A 17,421-nucleotide genomic window follows, 5' to 3' on the forward strand; every position below is an offset into this window, starting at 1 on the left:
CAAATTCTTTTATTTGGGCTCTGGCTTCATTTTACCATGACAGGCTATCGAATACCAGTTCTCTTTCACGCGGTTTGCGGCAAGCAAGGTCACCTTCCCATCTTTTGTCCTCCGTTCGGTCCCCGGCGGGATTTTTCCTATTTTTATGGAATCTCTTTTTGTCTGTCACATACAATGACAGTGGCTACTGCGTTTTCACCATCTCGCAGGACATCTGCGTTGCTGTCCCGGTTGAGTTCGGCGCGGTTGCGTCGGTCGGTGACAGCTACATCAGCTGCAACGGTGCTTCCGATCAGGACATCTGCACCGGCTGCGGTGAAGTGGTACCGCCCGTCCCCGAGACCGTTGTTCCTCAGGTATAATGCGCAAAAAGGCTCCCGATCGGGAGCCTTTCCTGTTATCTACTGTTTGCGGTCAACCGATCGAGTACCACGTCGGAAAAAATGCCGTCCTGCGGGGATACGGTGACGACTGTCTGGCCGGGCTGACCGGTATAATCCAGCGCATCGGGACAAAATGCCGTGTCGGCAGCCGCGAGCAGCGGCAGGTCGAACAAACTGTCCCCCGCGGCAAACACCCGTGCTTCCGGGAATCGCTCGCGCAGACGGCGCACGCCGGTGCCCTTATTGAGCATACGCGGCACGACGTACACCTTGACTCCATTCTCGAACAACTCGACGTGGGTCAGGTCGAGTGCATCCCGCAGACGCGCCAGCGTGTGCGGCACATCCGCGCTCTTGGTAAACACAAACAGACCGTCTACCCGCCGCACGTCCAGCGTGCGGTTCGGGTCATGTTCGAGCACATCTTCGGCCTGCTGCAAGGCCGGTTCTGCCGGGGCGATGAGGTCACACGACGCTTTGTACCAATCGGGGTCGGATACGCCGTCCCGCAGCAGTACCCCGCCGTTGGCGGCCAGCGCCAAGTGCGGCGACCAGGTATCCCCGAAGCAAATGCGCTGGTACTGCTGCACCGACCGGGTGGTGACCGGTACAAAGTGCATGGTCTGGTTCACTTTTTCGAGCAGCTCGCGTGACCGCTTTGTCATAAACGATACCTGTCTTCCCTCGTACACCTCGGCACACACGGTATCCGTCCCGATATCTCGCTTATAGGAGTAAATCAGGGTATTGTCCAGATCGGACGCAAAGAGATCCATAAACGCCTCCTGACCAAAAAAGTGCCCCGCACCCCGAGACGGGTACGGGACACCGAATTGTTTGTTATGCCTTGGGCTTGGGGGTGAGTATCTTGCGGATGAGGTCGACCGGATACATGGTCAGTGCCATCAGGCAGACCGCAATCCAGCCATCCAAACCGAAGCGTACGCAGCTGAATATCTCGCCGATCACGCCGCCGATCGAAACCAGAAGCACCTGTACTGCCATGATCGCCAGCCAGATATGGATGAAGCGCTTGTTTTCACCGATGTGCTCGAAGACGTTCAGGCCGTCCGAGCGCACGTTAAACGCGTTGACCATGAAGGCAAAGACGAACATGCAGAAGAAACCGGTGTACCACTGGGCTTCGGTGGCAAAGCATGCGCGGAAGAAGGGCACCTTGAACCATACAAGGCTCAGGATGGTCAGCCAGATACTCATAATGACGATCTGAATGGCCATCGGACGGCTGATGATGCTCTCATCACGACGACGCGGCTTCATGCGCATATACTTCTTGAGTGCCGGCTCGCCCGCGAACATGAGCGATGCGAGGGAGTCCATGCACAGGTTAATCCACAGCAGGTGGGTGACCTTGAGCGGGCTTTCGATGCCGATGAAGGGCGAAATTGCCGAGACAAAGACCGCTGCCAGGTTGATGACCAGCTGCATCTTGCAGAACTTCAGGATGTTGATATACAGGGTACGGCCATACCAGATGGCGTTCTTGATGGAGTTAAAGTTATCGTCCAGAATAACCAGCTTACCGGCTTCCTTGGCAACCTCAGTGCCCGAACCCATCGCGAAGCCAACATCGGCACGCTTGAGCGCCGGGCTGTCGTTGACACCGTCGCCGGTCATACCGACAACCAGGTTCATTTCCTGACACAGGCGCACCATACGGCTCTTATCGGTCGGCAGCGCGCGGGAGATAACGCGGATGCGCGGGATGATCTTCTTGACCTCGTCATCGCTCATCTCAGCCAGCTCGGCAGAAGTCAGAACCAGCTCGTCGCCGCCGTGGTACAGATTTGCCTCGCGTGCGATGGCCATTGCGGTCTCGCGGCGGTCGCCAGTAATCATAACGACCTGAATACCCGCCTTCTGTACCTCCTCGATGGCCTCGCGTGCCTCGGGACGTACGTCATCACGGATACCAACCAGACCGATCAGTACCAGATCGTCGTGGATCTCGTCGCGGACGAGCTTCTGACGGCTGTAGCCGAAGGCCAGCACGCGCATCGCGCGGTTTGCCAGATCGTCGATCTTCTGACCCAGGGCAGTCTCATCGATATCGACCTCGTTGCCCTGCGTGTCCAGGCACTTCTTGGCCTTAGCCAGCAGGCGCTCGGGTGCGCCCTTGTAGAAGGTGCGTCCCAGATCGGGCAGGTAAGCCTGACTGAACTTATTGGCACTGTTAAAGTCCTGCTGTGCGCCGATCTCGCAGTCGTCGCGGGCTGCCAGCGCGTGGAATGCGTCCTCACCGAGGAACTTCAAGAGCGCCTGATCGGTCATGTTGCCGCCGACGACGTGATGCTGGTCGTCGAACAGCGCACCGGTGTTCTTACCGATGGACAGGTGCAGCGCTTCGCGCATCGCAGCTGCCGTATTGATGTCGGTCGTGCGGCCGCAGCCGTCGAAGAACTCGACAACCTCCAGCTGACCCTTGGTGATCGTACCTGTCTTATCACTGAACAGGATATTGAGCGAACCTGCGGTCTCGATACCGATGGACTTACGCACCAGTACGTTGACCTTGAGCAGCTTGCCGGTGTTCTGCATGAGCACGAGGGCGATAACTAGCGGCAGACCCTCGGGAACCGCACAGACAATGATGGTGATGGCAATGGCGACGGCGTTCATAACGTCGCCCAGAATGGACAGACCGCCGGTTGCCAGATAAGCGGACAGACCGCCTGCCAGCATGACAAAGTGGACGAAGTAAGCCAGTGCAATGATGATTGCGCCGATGTAGCCGAATACCGAAATCTGACCGGCCAGCTTGTTGAGCTTGACCTTGAGGGGCGAGTCGGGTTCCTTGTCTTCCATGTCCTTGGCCATCTTGCCCATCATGGTGTCAAGGCCGACCTTCTGAACAATCATATAGCCCTCACCGTCGAGCACGGTTGCGCCGCGGAACAGGCTGTGTGCGTCAACGAAGGTGTCGCCCGTGATGGTCTCGGGGATGGCAAAGCCGTCCGGGGCTTCGGTCTTGGGGCACTCCTCGGCCTCGCCGTTGAGCGCACTGTTATCGACCGACAGCGCACCTTCTGCCAGAATACCGTCGGCCAGAATCTTATCGCCCGACTGGAGCAGGATGACGTCGCCGACAACCACTTCGTCAGCCGGGATGACCTTGATGACGCTCTCGCGCAGCACCTTGACCGTGTCCTTCTTCTGGGACGCCTTGAGGTCACGGTATGCGCGGTCGTTGGCCACACCGGTACGTGCCGAGACAAAGTTTACCAGCAGGATGGCGATGATGGTACCGACCGGCTCATACCAGTCGCTCTCGCCTACGAGGAACATACCGAACATGATAACCGCGATGACGCACAGAATGCGGATCATCGGGTCCTGGAATCCCTCGAGGAACAGCTGCCAGAAGGTTTCCGGCTCTGCCTCCGGGATACTGTTCGCGCCGTGTTTTTTCCTGCTTTCCTCGACCTCAGCCGCGGTCAGGCCGTTTAACTTCTTATGCATGGGGTTCTTACCTCTCTCAAAAAAATCTCGGAAAAACAGGGAGGGCGGACGCTCTCCCCATCTTTCTATCTATTGTAGATCAGCGGAAATGCTCGACCAGCTCGGCGATGCCGCCTACCTGAAGCGGCTGGCCCATGGCGTTGAACTTCCACTCACCATTTCTGCGGTACACCTCACCGAATACGACAGCGGTTGCACCGTCGTAGTTCTCGCTAAGGTTGTAGCGGCAGATCTCCTGATTGTTGCGCGCATCGACCAGTCGGATGAAGCTGTTCTGAATCATACCGAACTGCTGGTTACGCTCGCGTGCCTGATAGATGGTGACACACATGACAACGCGGTCGTACTGCTCGGGGAGGCGGTCGAGATCGATCACGATCTGCTCGTCGTCGCCCTCGCCTGCGCCGGTCAGGTTATCGCCCATGTGCTTGACTGCACCGGACGGATGGGTCAGGTTGTTGTAGAACACGACATCCTTGGTGTTCTGAATCTTACCATCCACGCATACGAGTGCGGATGCGTCGCAGTCGATGGCCTGGGTGCGTGCACCGAAGCCGAACAGGCCGCGCTTTGCGGGCTTGGCCTCATCCCATCCCAGTCCGACAATGACGCGGGACAGGCCGGGGTTTTCCTTGCTCAGGCTGACTTTTTGACCCTTCTGTAAGCTGACTGCCATAATACAATCCCTCCTAAAACAGAGTTATCTTTCTTTTTTATTCGGTCTCGACGCCGTAGTTTGCGCACAGCGCAGCCAGACCGCCGTAGAAGCCCGAACCGATGGCGTTGAACTTCCACTCGCTGCCGTGCTTGTACAGCTCGCCGAATACGGCTGCGGTCTCGATGGAGAAGTCCTCACCCAGATCGTAACGCATCATTTCCTCGCCGGTTGCCTCGTTGTAGATGCGGACGAAGGCGTTACCCACCTGACCAAAGTTCTGGTTGCGGGTCTCAGCGTCGTAGATGGTGACGGTGAAGGCGATCTTTTCAATGTTTGCGGGTACCTTGGACAGGTCGATCTTGATCTGCTCGTCATCGCCTGCGCCTGCGCCCGTGCGGTTGTCACCGAGGTGCTCAACAGCGCCGGACGGGTGCTTTAAGTTGCCGTAGAAGACGAAGTCCTCTGCACAGCTGACCTTGCCTGCACCGGTCAGCAGGAAAGCCGACGAGTCGAGGTCAAAGCTCGTACCGGTGTCGTACTGGTTGATGTCCCAGCCGATGCCGACAACGACCTTGGTCAGTCCCGGATTATCCTTGGTCAGGCTGACTTTCTGACCCTTCTGTAAACATACTGGCATAATAATACGCTCCTTTTTATCGATTGAACCTTAGCAGGTCTCAATACCGTAATTTGCACACAGTGCGGCAAGACCGCCCTGGAAGCCCGAACCAACGGCGTTGAACTTCCATCCGCCGCCATGGCGATAGATTTCACCGACAACGATGGCGGTCTCGATGGAGAAGTCCTCACCCAGATCGTAGCGAATGAGTTCCTTGCCGGTATCGTTGTCCACGATGCGGATGAACGAGTTATCCACCTGTCCGAAGTTCTGGCGGCGCTGCTCTGCCTCGTAGATGGTGACTGTAAACGCAATTTTTTCGATCGAGTCCGGAATCTTGGTCAGGTCGACCATGATCTGCTCGTCGTCACCGTCGCCCTCACCGGTCAGGTTGTCGCCCATGTGCTCGACGGCGCCCGAGGGGTGCTTTAAGTTGCCGTAGAAAATGAACGCATCGGTATTCGGGGTCTGACCGTTCGCGCCCAGCAGAAACGCCGACGCGTCGAGGTCGAAGGCAAAGCCGCCGTCATAGCGGTTGACATCCCAGCCCAGTCCGACGAGGACGTGCTTAAGGCTCGGATTTCCCTTGGTCAGGTCGACTTTCTGTCCTTTTTGTAAGCTGATCGGCATAATATTTCCTCCTTTATGGGGTATTTATCCCTGTTTATTCTGTCCGCGCATCATCTGCTCGAACTCACCCTGGATGACGCGCAGGCGCTCGGTATCGCTCTCGCGCTGCTTGCGTGCGTCCTCCTGAATGCGGCGGGTATCGTCGATGCCCTGCACGATGGTCTTCCAGGTCTTTTCCAGCGTCTCGATCTTGACCGAGCTGCCCGACGCCAGCTGTGCGGTCATGCGCGACTGGTCGGCGGTGTTCTGCGCGTTGCGCAGCAGCATCTCGTTGGTCTTTTCGTCGAGTGCGCTCATGGCCTCGGCCTGAATGCGCTGACGCTTGAGCAGAATAGCCTGTGCAAGTGCCTGTTTGAATACCGGCAAGGTGATGATAAAGGCCGAATTGATCTTGCGCACCAGATTCATATTGGCAAACTGCATGGTCTTAATCATCGGAATGGACTGCATGGCCACATTTTCCGCGATGCGCAGGTCGTGGGTGCGCTGCTCGAGCATCATCTGTGCCTGCTCAAGGGTTTGCAGCTCGAACTGAATGGACTGGTCACCGGTCTGCTCAAGATCGGTGCGGCGCTGGTCGATGTAGGCTGCGATCTCCTGACAACCCTGTTCGCCTGCCAGAATGTACTTGACCAGCTCGTGATAGTAACCCAGATTGGACTGGAACATCTGCTCGAGCTTGCGGTTGGACTCCTTGATCTCGGACTCGTACTGTTTGAGCTGGACGTAGATCTTATCGACCTCGTCGCCCATGGTGCGGTACTTATCCAGAATCTTGTCCAGCTGCTTGCGCATGTTGGAGAACAGACGACCGAAGAATCCGGGGTCTTCGCGGATCTCCTCGATGTCGAACTTGTCCATAATCTTGCTCAGTGCGGCCAGCATCGCGCCCGAATCATCGATCTGGCGCATGTTCATGCCGCTCAGCACCGCGTCCGAGCACTTGGCGATCTCGGATGCAACCTCGCCGCCAAACCCGACGATGGTTTCGAGGTTGTACACCTCGATGGTGGATACGATGTCGTCAACTTCCTTGGTACCGGTCAGCGCCTGTGTCATCTGGGCGCGGTCGTCCTGAATGTTGTACGGCACGACTTCCATCCCGGTGTCCTGCGGCTGTGCAGGCGCCGGACTGGGTGCGCGGGAGCCGAAATTGATGCTCATAAATGTCCCCTCCTAAAAAATCGGGTGAAGATTCCTTCATTTGCGGATGCAGTCCCACCCAGATAGGGCGGCTGCAAGTCATATAGATATTCGCCTGCCTGATGCTCGTCAAAGAGCGGCTCGGCGTAATATTTCTCCACAATCTGATAGCCGGTCGGCACGAACAGCACCACGTCGAAGCAGCACAGGTGCAGAAGTGCGAGGAAAATCGCGTCTTCCAGACTGCACTGGGCTTCGCCGGTCGATACGACCATGAGCTTGGGCACGGTCTTGGTGAAGTCGGCCTTTTGCAGGATGCGCACGATGTCCTTGGGCAGGTTCATGGCGACGGACAAAATCTTATATTCCATGCCCTGCGAGAACGTGCCGCGGATGAGTCCGCTGTCCAAGAGTGCCTGTACCTTGTCCAGCAGGAAGTCCTGAATCTCCGGTCGGAGCAAAGCGTAGGGATAGGCCGGGCTGTTTTTGAGCGCATCGCGCTGGAGTTTGCGGTTTTTGATGTACGGTACGGGGTTGAGTCTGCTCTGATCGACCGCGCCCAGATAGGGCAAGCGAGTGACGACCTGGGTGTCCTCGTCGACCAGACGCTTGATCTGTGACCAGTACGCGCCGGTGTCGGCGTTTTTCACGCCGCTGACCTTGGCAGTCAGCACGGGGACGAGTACGGTATCGTCCACGGTCTCAAAGCCCGGACGCAGCAGCGCTTCCTTGTCCCACAGCAGGTACACTTCCTCGCACATGGTGCGCAGCGTGACCGCAGTCGCCTTGTGGTGCTGGCGATCACGGTACAGGCCGGAGTCCTGATACAGGGTTTCGGTCAGTTCCTGCTCGGCGTGGTAGGCGGCCGTGCTGTACTCGGCCGCGTCTGCCGACTGCGGGAAGCGGTCGAGGTGCAGGGTGTCATCATACACCCGGTCAAAGAGCAATTTGTCGGTCAGACGGCAGTCTGACGCGTGCTCGGGGTAAATTTCGATCACATCGATGGGCATGCGTGCCAGAAAACGCAGGAACATGGCCTCGAACGCCGTCCGGCAGATGCCAAAGTAGAACAAAACGGGCAGTTTTCCATTGGAATAGCCCTCGAACAAGGTGCGGAAGTAGCGATTGAACCAGCAGATGATATATACTGCACGGTTTTTGATGCGCATGGGCGACTCGTTGGCCTTCTCCATCTCGGTCAGCAGCTCGACGAGTGCCCGGCCGGCAGCCGCGTCCAGCTTAGCGTTGGCCGTGGGCTGGAGCATGGGCAGCAGCCCGGCGATGACCTGCGAGGCCGACTGTGCGCTGCACTGCGCGACCTTTGCCGTCTCGTTCGGGGTCGGGATGGGAAGTTCTTCGAGTACGGTCACGTGCCTGCCGGTGTCGGCCAGTTTCTTGCGCCACAGGAACAGGTCACGGGTGTACGAAGATTTATCGGATACGCCCAAAATGCGGACGAACATGTTGTAAATGTAAGATTGTTCCGCGCCGCGCTCGGCAGGATCACGCAGCGAGTCGGCCATCAGATCGCCCGAAAGCCAGGTATTGACCGCACACACCGGCGCATTGGGGAACAGTTCTGCCGGGGTGCGGGAGGGTCTGGGCGCGGGGCGCGAGGCTTGCGCCGGGCGGCTGGGCGATGGGGTGGATGTAGCCGGACGGGACGGAGCTGAAGCGGTCGGACGCGAAGCCGACGGGGTAGCTGGACGGGATGATGACGGAGCGGTCGGACGTGCAGCCGGCGGGGTAGCCGGTCGGGCAGGCTGCGCCGGGCGCGGCGGTCGGTACTGCTTCATCCGGGTTTCCAGCGAAAAGTCATTTGGGAAGGGCTGTTGTCCGGCGAAGGGACACAGGTAAGTCTCCCGACTCTGCGGGTCGAGTGTGAGATAAGCGCTGTCGCCCTGCGGCTCAATCAGCATGATATCACAGCCCGCGTCTGCCAGCACGCAGAACAGCTGCAACTCATGTGCGCTCAGCTGGCCGTCGTACAGGATTTTGGGCAGCGGGTCTTGTCCCAGCCGGTGCAGCAGCTGTTCAAAGCGATAATACATCCAGCACAGGAATTTTAAGTACGCATTGCGCAGCATGTTATCGTTTTTGCCCTGTGCGCGCAGCGAAAGCAAGGTCTGATGAATGGAGCCGGACAGGTTCTGTCTCTGTGCATCAGACAGGCGCGGCAGCCATTTTTTCAGCTGGGTATCGAAAAACGCGGGATCACAGGCGAAGTCATCGCCCAGGGTCTCGCGCAAATAGGCCAGTTGTCCCCCATCCGGGTTTTGCAGTTTTCCGGTCAGGCGCATGGGCAGCTCGGTACGTTTTTGCAGCGCCTGCTCGATGAACTGTTCCAGGGCAGGGCTATAACCCGCCGCACGGCAGAAGTAGACACCGGGCTGAGGGCGGGTAGAAAGAGGGGTCCAAAAGTCTTGAAATTGGCTGAGCTGCAAGCGTTTGAGCATAGTTTCCGCATCCTGATTGCATTCCCGAAACAAGGGAAAGATATTTTTACGCTTTCATGGACTAATCCATCAAACGATACTATCACTTTACCATCTTTTTGGTAGTTTTTCAATATGTAGCCCGTCCATTTTCATGTCTAGTTTGTAAAAATTGCTGAGACAGGAAGATTTTTGTCGGGTTTTGGGCTAGAGTGAGGGAGTTTCGCGTCCTGCGGGACGCGGTGGCAGGAAAAGTTTGATGGAAACCCGGGGCGGACACCGGGTTTCCACGGGGAATTTCGCGTCCTGCGGGACGCGACTCAGGGCTCTGCCCTGAGAACCCGCAGCCTTTGAAAAGGCTGGCGAAACTTTCCATGTTGGGTGCGGTGCCAGTCGTTAGGTATCGGCTAATTTTTTGATAATACCGCAGGCTTTATAGTTTTTCAGCGGGTAGGGTTCGACGGTGACGCCCTTTTCCTTCGCGAGCTGATACAGGTGGGCAAGCTCGGGGGCATCGGTCTGGTCTTCTCTGACCAGCAGTTTCCAGGGCAAGCGTCTGAGCAGCACGCGGGTTGCCTCACCGATACCCGGTTTGACGAAATTGATATCAGACACGCCGAAGTGCTCCGCGACCGTTCTTGCCTCGTCGTAACCGCTATGTGTCAGGGTGATTTCCGGGAAGTCGGGTGCAGTATCGAATCGCTCCGCGACGGCATTCAAAAATTCATACGAGCAATCATCCGCGGACAGTTCCCCATAGTAAGCCGCGCCGTGGAAATCGTTTTTTCCAATGAGGTCATCGCGCAGCACGGTGCGGCTGATGAGACCGGAGACCGTACTGTTGAGGCACGAGCTGGGAATGAGAAAATCCTCATGCGTGCCGCACAGGGTAGTCAGTCCTGCGGGGTCGGACAGGACGGCAAGTTCCGCGCTGACGCCGGGGTAATCGGCCAGTACCTTGCGCAGTTCGGTCAAAATCGCGCCCTTTCCGATCCATCCGTCCACAAATTGCAGGTTTTGTGCCGGGTATCGCTCCAGCAAATAGCGCATGGCGTTGTGGTCGATGCCGCGTCCGCGAATGATCGAGATGGCATAGTGCGGTGCGTCGATGCCGTAGTGCTGTTTGAGGTACCAGCGGAGCAAAATGCCGATGGGCACGCCTGCGCGTGCGAGGGAAACGAGTACGACATCTTTGCCCTTTTGCTCGTAGATCTTCCGGGCACAGGTGCGCACGGCAGCGGCGGTGTGGTCGGCCTCGCACGCGAGCGCGCGGTCGTAAGCCTCGATGTATTTTGCGGTCGGGACATACTCGGCGGGCAGCATTTCGGAATAGTGCACGCCCGACTGGATTTTTGCCTCACGGGCGCGGGTATCCAGTGGTTCGAGCTTGCCGGTGATGTCCTTTAACAGCAGGGTCACGTCCTCAGGACGGTAGCTTGTGCGCATCTTGTTCATCTCCATTCCAGCACGGTGACGCTGCGGTTGCCCGTCCGCTCGAGTGCGGCCAGCAGGGTATCCAGTCCCTTGTCCGGGTTCTGAGCATCGGTCACGATGCACACATGATCGTAAGCGTCCAAGTTATATAAATAGGTCACGCGGTCGGCATCATACAGGCTGCGCAATTCATACCGTGCGTGCAGCGGATAGTCCGGGTGTGCGTCGGTCAGGATGGGGCTGCGTGTGGTTGCGTGGAAGCGCACGTCGTGACCTACGCGTTCGAGCACGCCCCCGGCAATCAGTCCGGGATACATGCATTCTTCGGTGCCGAGCACGAGCACCCGTGTGGCATCCTCGGGGATAAGCTGCACGACCCTTCGCGCCAGTGCGCCGCATGCGCTGTAATAGGTTTCCGCCTCGCACACGCACCGCGGGTCGACCAGACCGGGTGCCTGAGCATGCTCAGCTTGCAGCTCGTGCGCAGACTGTACGGCAAAGCGGTCGCCATCGGCCGGAAAGCGTGCGGCGGTCTCGGACAGCTTTGCGTTATCGGTCGCGAGCAGGTATCTCGTCCAGATGCCCTTGCTCTGGTACACCTCCCAGCTTTCCGGGGTCATGCCGTTGAGCAGCGAAGCCACGCCAAAGGTAATATGCGCAAGGTCGTACCGTGCCCGCAGGGCATCGATCAGATGCAAAATGGTGTTTCCGGTCGTGACCTCGTCCTCGGCAAAGACGATATGCTGGACTTTGGGCAGCACCTCATCCAATCCACGGGTGCACAGGCGCTGCTCAGTCGCGTGGCTGTGCGTCTCGGAAAAGTACAGGTAATCGGTATCCGGGACGTTTTCCCGTGTGGTCTGCATGAAATAGACCGTTCCCGGCAGCGCGGCAGCGATGGCCGCACCGATGGCGGTCGCGGTCTCGGCAAAGGCGATCACCAGAACCGACTGTCCGCTCGGGATGGCCTGCCGCACCTGCTCACCCAGTGCGCCGAACACGCTGAGCGCGGTGTGCGGTTCGACCGGGATGTGCTTGCCCTGTGCGGGATTGACCAGCAGATAGGGGCGCTTTGTATTGTTGTCGCGCCGTGAGGCGCGTACCAGATCACTCACTGTAAACTTCATGGTTTTACTCCGTAAATCGCGGCCAGCGCACAGATTTTGCGTGCCCAGCGCGTGTGGGTCTTGTATTCGTTCATGCGTCCGCCGTCCGCGCTCTTTTCCACCAGCACCCGGTCGTTGTCCGCCATGCCCAGAATGCGCCGTGCGTCGTCCGCGTCAGCCTTGGACACGCGCAGACCGTTCTGCACGACCACGATCTGATTGGGATGAATGACCGTCTTGCCGACAAATCCGGCCAGCAAGTCGCGCTCCAGCTCACGCGCCAGACCGTTTAGTCCCTCCGGTGCGTCGAAATACTCCCACACAGGGCCGGAGACGACGTAATCCCGCGAGAAGCAAGACAGGATATCGGTCAGAATGCGCTCGACACAACCAATCTCGTAGATGGTCTGATGACGCGCGCGGCGCACGCCGAACACATCGCAAAAATCATTGCCGCCCACGCGCACATTCAGCACAAGATCGCGGTTGGCATCGAGCAGGGTTTTGAGCCTGCGCAGACACTCGGGACGCAGGTCGGGCTCTGCCAGGTCGGACGATTCCAGCGTGGGCATGAGATAAACCGGCCGGCCGGACTGCTCGCTGATCTGTCGCACGGCTGCCAGATACGCCGGGCCGTTTGTCTGCGTGAACTTGGGTGCGATAAATCCGGTCAGAATTTCCCGTCCCGCGCCCAGTCTTGTCCACAAAGCGGGGATCTGATCGGGATGACGCACCCGGATAAACAAAAGCGGACGGTAAACGTCCTCGTCCGCCCGTGCAATTTCGTCTAAAGTCTGTACGGCTCGTGCCTCGGCTTCGGGCACGGCACAGTCGCTGATGCTGTCTTCGAGGCACAGTGCAAGGGAGTACGGCGCATCCATCTGCCCCTGAATGACACGCCGTGCAAGGTTTTCCTGATTGGCCGGCGCGTACAGCAGCGCACCGACGGCATAGGGGGAAATCTTCATGTTTGCCTGTCCTTCTTTCCCGGTGTCTGTGTTTTGAGACACCCAAAAGGTATTCTATGTCATTATATCGCTCTGCCCCGCTATTTGCCAGAGGACGCCCAGTAAATTTTCTGTAAAACATTCTCCTTTTGGCTCTATCCAACACTCAAAATCCGTGATACAATAGCATTGCTTTGAAGTGATTTTTTCACCGGGGAGGTCGGTTCCATGTCCTTGTCCATCCGTCAGAATCCCATGCACCTGTCGCTGTTCTCGGCCTTCTGCGGCATTCGCAGCCGAGTGCACGCCGGACAAAAAGACGTTTATCTGCTCGAATGGCTGGGGTTGCCCGACTCCCCGGATGTTTTTGCCCGTCAGCTTGGTGCAGCCATCGCACAGGCGAGGGCGCACAAGACCGGTTTTGTCTGTGTGACAACGCTCCAGACCCGACCGGCACCCGGTGACACTGCGCATCTGAGCGCGCTGGCCGATGCCCTGCTGTCAGGCGGCAGGCTATCTCTGTCCGGTCTGGACGATCCGCTGCTGGAGGGTGTGCCCGAACGCGCGCTGGGATATGCGCTGGATGCCTACCGCGCTGCGCACCCGTCCGCGTCGGACTCTATGGTCAAAAACTGCGCCGTGCGCCTGCTGTGTGCGCTCACCGGCCTGCTGCCCGCACTCTTCCCGACCGGCATGCTGACCGACCAGCCCAAGTGCGTCTATCTCGGTGTCCCCGACCAGACCGCCTGCCTGCTGCTGCGCGTCCTGCCTCACCTCGGCTGTGACACCGCACTCATTCAGCCCCAAGGCGGTGCGCTCCCGCTGCTCGGCACGGATGCACTCGTCCTGCACGGTCTGGCACAGGATGATCTGGACGTGAACGCATTGCTGCGCACCGCACAGAGCGCAAAACCTGCCGAAAAACCGCAAAAACAGTCGCCGCGTCCGGCAGTTTCGCGCACACCCGCGCAGTCCATCCCCAGCCAAATGCAGCCCCAACCGGCCGCTCGTCCGGCAGTCTCCATCCCGCCCCGGCCATCCCGTGCGGTTTCCTCTGCACCGGTCACGCCTCCCCGACAGGCGCAGCCGTCAGCGCCCGACAGTCCCCCAGACTACGAAGCGCTCGCTGCACTCGCGTCCTCGGTGGTCATGATCGACGTGCTGGACGCTTTCGGTCAGCCCTGTTCCTCGGGTTCGGGTGTACTGATTGCACAGGGCGGCATCATTCTGACCAATTTTCATGTCGCATCCCGCGGCGTATCCTACGCCATCCATCTGGAAAACTGCGATACGGTGTTCTATACCAGCGAGCTGCTCAAATATCATGCAGATGACGACCTTGCCCTCATCCGCCTGTCCGGCTGCCCGGCGCGTCCCATTCCGCTCTATACCGGTCCTAATATCAAGCGCGGTCAACCGGTCGTCGCCATCGGCAGTCCGCTCGGCCTGTTTAACTCGGTCTCGGACGGCATCATCGCCGGGTTCCGCCGTCTGGGCGACACCGATATGATTCAGTTCACCGCACCCACCTCGCCCGGCAGCTCGGGCGGTGCGCTGCTCGACCGTTTTGGCCGTCTGATCGGCATTGTCACCGCAGGCTTTGAGGGCGGTCAAAACCTCAACCTTGCCGTGTCCTACACCGCAATCAAACCCTTTGTCCGCGGTTTCCTATAATATTATCGCATCCCCCCAACAAAAAGGAGGTCATTTTATGAGAACAGCAATCGGCACACGCGAAAATATGCGTGTACTGGAAGAATTCGAGAGCGGCGGCCTGCGCGTCGAAGTGCTCGAATACGAAAAACTGTGCGGTCTGACCGCGCCTTCCATGGCGCAGGCCGTCTACTTCATGGAGCAGCAGCACATCCGTGCCCGCCAGATCGCTCTGTACTTAACCGACGAGAAGGTCACAGTCAACCGCGGCGCAATGAGCTATTTTCAGGGCAACCTGCAAATGGTCAGCGGCGTGACCGTGGGCAACGCCCTGGGACGCATGCTGCGCGGTGCTGTCACCGGCGAGTCTATGTCCCAGCCTGAGTATACCGGTACCGGTCTGCTCGTGCTCGAACCGTCCTTTAAGCACTTCCTCGTGCTGGAGCTTGCCCCCGGTGAGCGCGTTATTGTGGACGATGGCATGTTCTTCTGTGCACAGGGCAGCGTCGGCGTCCGTGCAGCCGCCCAGCGTACCATCTCCTCGGCAGCCCTCGGCGGCGAGAGCCTGTTCCAGACCGAACTGACCGGCCCCGGCATCATTATTCTGGAATCGGCCGTACCCATGAGCGAAATCGATGTCATCGATCTGGCGAATGATACCCTGCGCGTCGACGGAAACTTCGCCGTCCTGCGCTCGGCAAATCTGGACTTCACCGTCGAACGCAGCGCAAAGACGCTCATCGGCTCGGCAGTCAGCGGTGAAGGTCTGGTCAATGTCTATCGCGGTACCGGTCAGGTTTGGCTCGCACCCACGCTCAAAGTGTATGATAATCTGACCGCTGCACTGTGTCCGCCGCCTCTGGTAAGCAAGAAGGATTAACCACCGCACCCCTAACTGAAAGTTTCGCCAGCCTTTTCAAAGGCTGCGGGTTCTCAGGGCAGAGCCCTGAGCCGTGTCCCGCAGGACACGGAATCCCCTTTTGAAACCCGGTGTCCGCCCCGGGTTTCAATCAAAACATACAAAAAGGAAAGACCGTCCCAAGCGGACGGTCTTTCCAGAGAATTGCGCGTCTGCGGACGCGCTTTTTTATTCTTTTTTAGTTGATTTTCGCAAAAGCGAAAATCAAAAAGAGATTTCGCCATCTGCGGATGGCGACTCAGGGCGCTGCCCTGAGAACCCGCAAGCCTTTCGAGAAAGGCTTGAGCGAAAGCTTCAATTCGCCTGCGGGCGGGAATTCCGCCATATTTTTTCTCCAACAGTATAAATCCCCTTCTCCCCGGCTACACTAACCCGGACAGGAGGGGATCTTTTTATGGCAAAACGACAGGGCTGCCGCACGGTCAGCTTCGATCGTCCGGTCTATGTCTCGGCGCATGCCGCCATCGTCGGACAAAAAGAAGGCGAAGGCCCGTTGCAGGGCACGTTCGATATGGTCTCCGGTGATACGCACTTTGGCCAGAAAACATGGGAGCTCGCCGAATCCCGTATGCAGCGCATCGCCATTGAAACCGCCACCGGCAAAGCCGGTTTGAATCTTTCCGACCTCGATTTTATTCTCGCGGGTGACCTGCTCAACCAGTGTATCGGTTCGGCAATGGCGTCGGTGTCGAGTAATATTCCGTTTATCGGTCTGTACGGTGCGTGTTCCACCATGGCCGAAGGTCTGGCTGTCGGTGCATGTCTGGTCGACGGCGGTGCCGCACGTCGGCTGTGTGCCGCGGCATCCTCGCACTTCTGCGCAGCTGAGCGGCAGTACCGTTTTCCGCTGGCCTACGGCGGTCAGCGCACACCGACGGCACAGTGGACGGCGACCGCTGCCGGTGCGGCGGTACTAACCCACGATCGTACCCCGGTGCGCATCACCCACGCGCTTTTCGGTCAGATGGTCGATCTGGACGTGACCGACGCGAACAACATGGGCGCAGCGATGGCACCCGCGGCTTACGATACGCTGACCCATCTCTTCGAGGACACCGGCACCCAGCCGTCCGACTACGACCGCATTTTGACCGGTGATCTGGCGCGTGTGGGCAGCGCATTGCTGCGCGATCTGTTTGGGCGCGACGGTGTTGATCTGGGTACGACCTACGATGACTGTGGTGTCTTGCTCTACGACACCGAACAGGACGTGCATGCGGGCGGTTCGGGCTGCGGATGCTCAGCGGCTGTACTGTGCGGCGACATTCTCGACCGCATGGAGCGCGGTGCGCTGCACCGGGTCATTTTCGCGGGTACGGGTGCACTGATGAGTCCGACTTCTGTGCAGCAGGGTCAGGGCATCGCGGGCATCTGTCACGCGGTTATTCTGGAAGGGAGCTAACGCAAAATGCAATATATTCAGGCGTTTATCATGGGCGGCGCGGTCTGTGCCGTGGCACAGGTACTCATCGACAAGACCAAGCTCACTCCGGCGCGCATTCTGGTCGGCTGTGTGGTATTGGGTGTCATTTTGACCGGTCTGGGGCTATATCAGCCGCTGGTCGACTGGGGCGGTGCAGGTGCAACTGTGCCGCTGTTAGGGTTTGGGTATTCGCTGGCCAAAGGCGTACAGGTTGGTGTAGCGCAGGATGGGCTGCTCGGTGCGTTTACCGGTGGTGTGACCGGTGCAGCGGGTGGTATTGCAGCGGCGATTGTGTTCGGCTGTCTGTTTGCACTGCTGAGCAAGCCGGAAGACAAGTCGAAGTGAAACGCAAGCTGAAGTGCGGAGGAAGTAAGAAAAAGACCGTCCCTCGGGACGGTCTTTTTCATGAGCGGCCATTGGCCGCGGAGGTCTTGCGCTCTGCGGAGCGCGCTTTTTATTATTTTTTGGTTGAAACCCGGGTCCGACACCGGGTTTCAAGAGGAGGTTCCGGACTCTGCGGAGTCCGGCTCAGGGCTCTGCCCTGAGACCCCGCAGCCTTTGAAAAGGCTGGCGAAACTTTCAGTTAGGGGT

16 protein-coding genes are annotated in these 17,421 nt (G+C 58.5%); 5 read left to right on the forward strand and 11 right to left on the reverse strand.

The features are described 5' to 3' along the window. Positions 1 to 158 precede the first annotated feature (158 nt). Complete coding sequence (locus B5F17_RS11175; protein WP_206396731.1) at positions 159 to 362, forward strand: hypothetical protein; 204 nt, start codon at positions 159 to 161, stop codon at positions 360 to 362. 35 nt (positions 363 to 397) lie between these two features. On the opposite strand, the gene B5F17_RS11180 is transcribed toward B5F17_RS11175, so the two are convergent. The 10 genes from B5F17_RS11180 to B5F17_RS11225 all read right to left on the reverse strand — a co-directional run bounded on the left by B5F17_RS11180 (position 398) and on the right by B5F17_RS11225 (position 12,856). Beyond that, entirely contained in the window at positions 398 to 1,159 is a 762-nt protein-coding gene (locus B5F17_RS11180; RefSeq protein ID WP_087373890.1) for an HAD family hydrolase, read from the reverse strand. 64 nt (positions 1,160 to 1,223) lie between these two features. After that, the gene (locus B5F17_RS11185) at positions 1,224 to 3,863 is read right to left on the reverse strand and encodes a calcium-translocating P-type ATPase, PMCA-type (protein WP_087373892.1); all 2,640 of its coding nucleotides are present in this window, start codon (positions 3,861 to 3,863) and stop codon (positions 1,224 to 1,226) included. Between the two features lie 79 nt (positions 3,864 to 3,942). Then, positions 3,943 to 4,539, reverse strand: coding sequence for a TerD family protein (locus tag B5F17_RS11190; protein WP_087373894.1), 597 nt, complete (start codon positions 4,537 to 4,539; stop codon positions 3,943 to 3,945). Between the two features lie 37 nt (positions 4,540 to 4,576). Beyond that, entirely contained in the window at positions 4,577 to 5,158 is a 582-nt protein-coding gene (locus B5F17_RS11195; protein ID WP_016149161.1) for a TerD family protein, read from the reverse strand. Positions 5,159 to 5,188: 30 nt separating this feature from the next. Beyond that, a complete protein-coding gene (locus B5F17_RS11200) occupies positions 5,189 to 5,770 on the reverse strand; it encodes a TerD family protein (RefSeq protein ID WP_087373895.1) in 582 nt (193 codons plus the stop codon). Between the two features lie 24 nt (positions 5,771 to 5,794). Further along, entirely contained in the window at positions 5,795 to 6,934 is a 1,140-nt protein-coding gene (locus B5F17_RS11205) for a toxic anion resistance protein (RefSeq protein ID WP_087373897.1), read from the reverse strand. Continuing rightward, positions 6,931 to 9,369 (reverse strand): YceG family protein, encoded by a 2,439-nt coding sequence (locus B5F17_RS11210; protein WP_087373899.1) that lies wholly within the window; start codon positions 9,367 to 9,369, stop codon positions 6,931 to 6,933. The genes B5F17_RS11205 and B5F17_RS11210 overlap by 4 nt, the downstream gene beginning before the upstream one ends. A gap of 375 nt (positions 9,370 to 9,744) precedes the next feature. Next, positions 9,745 to 10,803 (reverse strand): cysteine protease StiP family protein, encoded by a 1,059-nt coding sequence (locus tag B5F17_RS11215; RefSeq protein WP_407922593.1) that lies wholly within the window; start codon positions 10,801 to 10,803, stop codon positions 9,745 to 9,747. After that, positions 10,800 to 11,909 carry a phosphoribosyltransferase domain-containing protein gene (locus B5F17_RS11220; protein ID WP_087373903.1) on the reverse strand — a complete coding sequence of 370 codons (1,110 nt, stop codon included), beginning with the start codon at positions 11,907 to 11,909 and terminating at the stop codon, positions 10,800 to 10,802. The genes B5F17_RS11215 and B5F17_RS11220 overlap by 4 nt, the downstream gene beginning before the upstream one ends. Beyond that, positions 11,906 to 12,856, reverse strand: a complete 951-nt coding sequence (locus B5F17_RS11225; protein ID WP_087373905.1) for an HpcH/HpaI aldolase/citrate lyase family protein — start codon at positions 12,854 to 12,856, stop codon at positions 11,906 to 11,908. The genes B5F17_RS11220 and B5F17_RS11225 overlap by 4 nt, the downstream gene beginning before the upstream one ends. A gap of 207 nt (positions 12,857 to 13,063) precedes the next feature. Here B5F17_RS11225 and B5F17_RS11230 point away from each other — a divergent pair, with 207 nt between their 5' ends. Both B5F17_RS11230 and B5F17_RS11235 read left to right on the forward strand, forming a co-directional pair. Next, positions 13,064 to 14,509 carry a S1C family serine protease gene (locus B5F17_RS11230; RefSeq protein ID WP_087373907.1) on the forward strand — a complete coding sequence of 482 codons (1,446 nt, stop codon included), beginning with the start codon at positions 13,064 to 13,066 and terminating at the stop codon, positions 14,507 to 14,509. Positions 14,510 to 14,546: 37 nt separating this feature from the next. Further along, the gene (locus B5F17_RS11235) at positions 14,547 to 15,368 is read left to right on the forward strand and encodes an AIM24 family protein (RefSeq protein WP_087373909.1); all 822 of its coding nucleotides are present in this window, start codon (positions 14,547 to 14,549) and stop codon (positions 15,366 to 15,368) included. 53 nt (positions 15,369 to 15,421) lie between these two features. Here the strand turns inward: B5F17_RS11235 and B5F17_RS14705 are convergent, their stop codons facing one another. Continuing rightward, positions 15,422 to 15,745 (reverse strand): hypothetical protein, encoded by a 324-nt coding sequence (locus B5F17_RS14705; RefSeq protein ID WP_143287728.1) that lies wholly within the window; start codon positions 15,743 to 15,745, stop codon positions 15,422 to 15,424. 56 nt (positions 15,746 to 15,801) lie between these two features. Between B5F17_RS14705 and spoVAD the strand changes: the two genes are divergently transcribed. Next, positions 15,802 to 16,809, forward strand: a complete 1,008-nt coding sequence (gene spoVAD, locus B5F17_RS11240) for a stage V sporulation protein AD (RefSeq protein WP_087373910.1) — start codon at positions 15,802 to 15,804, stop codon at positions 16,807 to 16,809. Positions 16,810 to 16,815: 6 nt separating this feature from the next. Continuing rightward, on the forward strand, positions 16,816 to 17,175 hold the full coding sequence (gene spoVAE, locus B5F17_RS11245; protein WP_087373912.1) for a stage V sporulation protein AE: 360 nt from the start codon (positions 16,816 to 16,818) through the stop codon (positions 17,173 to 17,175). Positions 17,176 to 17,421: the final 246 nt, after the last annotated feature.

Source organism: Butyricicoccus pullicaecorum (genome assembly GCF_002160355.1).
GTDB classification, from domain to species: domain Bacteria; phylum Bacillota; class Clostridia; order Oscillospirales; family Butyricicoccaceae; genus Butyricicoccus; species Butyricicoccus pullicaecorum.

Excerpts from the sequence above, each read along its gene's own strand:
- B5F17_RS11180 (WP_087373890.1), bottom strand. The coding sequence starts at position 1,159 with ATGGATCTCTTTGCGTCCGATCTGGACAATACCCTGATTTACTCCTAT.
- B5F17_RS11185 (WP_087373892.1), bottom strand. The coding sequence starts at position 3,863 with ATGCATAAGAAGTTAAACGGCCTGACCGCGGCTGAGGTCGAGGAAAGC.
- B5F17_RS11190 (WP_087373894.1), bottom strand. The coding sequence starts at position 4,539 with ATGGCAGTCAGCTTACAGAAGGGTCAAAAAGTCAGCCTGAGCAAGGAA.
- B5F17_RS11195 (WP_016149161.1), bottom strand. The coding sequence starts at position 5,158 with ATGCCAGTATGTTTACAGAAGGGTCAGAAAGTCAGCCTGACCAAGGAT.
- B5F17_RS11200 (WP_087373895.1), bottom strand. The coding sequence starts at position 5,770 with ATGCCGATCAGCTTACAAAAAGGACAGAAAGTCGACCTGACCAAGGGA.
- B5F17_RS11205 (WP_087373897.1), bottom strand. The coding sequence starts at position 6,934 with ATGAGCATCAATTTCGGCTCCCGCGCACCCAGTCCGGCGCCTGCACAG.
- B5F17_RS11210 (WP_087373899.1), bottom strand. The coding sequence starts at position 9,369 with ATGCTCAAACGCTTGCAGCTCAGCCAATTTCAAGACTTTTGGACCCCT.
- B5F17_RS11215 (WP_407922593.1), bottom strand. The coding sequence starts at position 10,803 with ATGAACAAGATGCGCACAAGCTACCGTCCTGAGGACGTGACCCTGCTG.
- B5F17_RS11220 (WP_087373903.1), bottom strand. The coding sequence starts at position 11,909 with ATGAAGTTTACAGTGAGTGATCTGGTACGCGCCTCACGGCGCGACAAC.
- B5F17_RS11225 (WP_087373905.1), bottom strand. The coding sequence starts at position 12,856 with ATGAAGATTTCCCCCTATGCCGTCGGTGCGCTGCTGTACGCGCCGGCC.
- B5F17_RS11230 (WP_087373907.1), top strand. The coding sequence starts at position 13,064 with ATGTCCTTGTCCATCCGTCAGAATCCCATGCACCTGTCGCTGTTCTCG.
- B5F17_RS11235 (WP_087373909.1), top strand. The coding sequence starts at position 14,547 with ATGAGAACAGCAATCGGCACACGCGAAAATATGCGTGTACTGGAAGAA.
- spoVAD (WP_087373910.1), top strand. The coding sequence starts at position 15,802 with ATGGCAAAACGACAGGGCTGCCGCACGGTCAGCTTCGATCGTCCGGTC.
- spoVAE (WP_087373912.1), top strand. The coding sequence starts at position 16,816 with ATGCAATATATTCAGGCGTTTATCATGGGCGGCGCGGTCTGTGCCGTG.